Consider the following 2,500-nt stretch of genomic DNA (forward strand, 5'->3'; position numbering starts at 1 on the left):
AACGATAAGAGAATGACAGCAGATACAGAACCACCCTTACGTTTTTTTTCTGTCTGTTCCGATACACAAGTTAGCAAACCTGATAAAAACCAAGATTCTACTGCAATGGATACATAACTTCTACTACCAGCTACGGATGAACAAGAGCTTTTTTTCAAGTTACTTTGAGAGGCATCAGAGAATTTTTGAGAGGAATCTAGGTTAAGCGCTATTTTTTGCACTCTATTGTGAACAAACAGCAGCAAGTGGTATGTCTATATGGGGCATTGCATTTTTTAGAGAGGGAATATTTTCAAGCCACCCCATCCCCTTGTCATATTTTTATAGTTTTTTAGGCAGTTTGTACGTTTTATTCTTCTTCCATAGTGCTCTCGCAATTTCTAAAAAGCCCTAAGCCTATACAGCTAAAGGGGGAAGTTTGAGTGAAGGGTTATTCTATAACATTTTCGCTTACGTACATTTTTATATTTTCACGTTCTACTATGGTTGCAGAGTGATGTTTAGATGTGATTTGATTTTTATGGAAGAATTAGTTTTGGAACTTTGGTTGCGGGGGCAGGATTTGAACCTGCGGCCTTCAGGTTATGAGCCTGACGAGCTACCGGGCTGCTCCACCCCGCGTCACATATTTTAGAACAAGATTTTTTTATTGTCTACTCTGAGTATTGAGCATTGATCTGATTACATTTTTATTTTTGAATTGTTATCTATCATGCCTTTAGCAGACCTGGCGGCGACTTACTCTCCCGTGCCTTAAGGCAAAGTACCATCAGCGCTGGAGCGTTTCACGGCCGAGTTCGGGATGGGATCGGGTGCGTTCACTCCGCCATAACCACCAAGTCAGCAAAAAGCATGAATGATGAGAAGCTGGAAATATTTCTGTTATTTTAAGAATGGATATAGGAAATGAGAACGATCAAGTCGATCGAACGATTAGTATCAGTAAGCTTCATGTGTTACCACACTTCCACACCTGACCTATCAACGTGGTGGTCTACCACGGTTCTCAGGGAATACTCGTTTTCAGGTGGGTTTCCCGCTTAGATGCCTTCAGCGGTTATCCCTTCCGTATATAGCTACCCTGCTATGCGGCTGGCGCCACAACAGGTCCACCAGAGATACGTCCATCCCGGTCCTCTCGTACTAGGGACAGATCCTGTCAATATTCCAACACCCACGGCAGATAGGGACCGAACTGTCTCACGACGTTCTGAACCCAACTCACGTACCGCTTTAAATGGCGAACAGCCATACCCTTGGGACCTGCTCCAGCCCCAGGATGCGATGAGTCGACATCGAGGTGCCAAACAACCCCGTCGATATGGACTCTTGGGGGTCATCAGCCTGTTATCCCCGGCGTACCTTTTATCCGTTGAGCGATGGCCCTTCCACACGGGACCACCGGATCACTATGACCGTCTTTCGACTCTGCTCGACTTGTCAGTCTCACAGTCAGGCAGGCTTATGCCATTGCACTCAACAAACGATTTCCGACCGTTTTGAGCCTACCATCGCGCGCCTCCGTTACTCTTTAGGAGGCGACCGCCCCAGTCAAACTACCCACCATACACGGTCCCGAATCCGGATAACGGACTGCGGTTAGACATCCATATCGGTAAGGGTGGTATTTCAAGGATGACTCCACAAAGGCTAGCGCCCCTGCTTCAAAGTCTACCACCTATCCTACACATACAGACACAAATGCCAGTGTAAAGCTATAGTAAAGGTGCACGGGGTCTTTCCGTCTAACCGCAGGAACCCCGCATCTTCACGGGGAATTCAATTTCACTGAGTCTACGTTGGAGACAGCGGGGAAGTCGTTACGCCATTCGTGCAGGTCGGAACTTACCCGACAAGGAATTTCGCTACCTTAGGACCGTTATAGTTACGGCCGCCGTTTACTGGGGCTTCAATTCAATGCTTGCACATCTCCTCTTAACCTTCCAGCACCGGGCAGGCGTCAGACCCTATACGTCGTCTTGCGACTTCGCAGAGCCCTGTGTTTTTGGTAAACAGTCGCTACCCCCTGGTCTGTGCCACCCTCTAACGGTTGCCCGCTAAAGGGTCACGCTTCTTCCGAAGTTACGCGTGCAATTTGCCGAGTTCCTTCAACGTAGTTCTCTCAAGCGCCTTAGTATTCTCTACCAGTCCACCTGTGTCGGTTTGGGGTACGGTCTATATGTGGGAGCTATTTCCTGGAACTGCTTCACTGCAAGATCAATCCAATAAGATCTTACAATATACGCAATCCGTCACTACCCACAGGTCCACGAATATTAACGTGGTTCCCATCGACTACGCCTTTCGGCCTCGCCTTAGGGGCCGACTCACCCTGCTCAGATTAACTTTAAGCAGGAACCCTTGGACTTTCGGCGAGGGAGTCTCTCACTCCCTTTATCGTTACTCATGTCAGCATTCTCACTTCCGATACCTCCAGGAGCTCTCACGAGTCTCCCTTCACAGGCTTACGGAACGCTCCGCTACCACTTACTCAATGAAG

General features: G+C 48.0%; 1 tRNA gene and 2 rRNA genes (1 of these 3 cut by a window edge). All 3 read right to left on the reverse strand.

Going from position 1 to position 2,500, the window contains the following annotated elements:
- Positions 1-544: 544 nt before the first annotated feature.
- Positions 545-621 (reverse strand) — tRNA-Met (locus tag ACFIKJ_RS08245).
- 104 nt (positions 622-725) lie between these two features.
- A 5S ribosomal RNA gene (gene rrf / locus ACFIKJ_RS08250) occupies positions 726-840 on the reverse strand.
- Between the two features lie 72 nt (positions 841-912).
- Positions 913-2,500: ribosomal RNA gene (locus tag ACFIKJ_RS08255) — 23S ribosomal RNA — on the reverse strand (it continues 1,227 nt past the right edge of the window).

This window comes from Bartonella sp. PS7NMGDW, from assembly GCF_042193585.1.
Lineage (GTDB): Bacteria > Pseudomonadota > Alphaproteobacteria > Rhizobiales > Rhizobiaceae > Bartonella > Bartonella grahamii.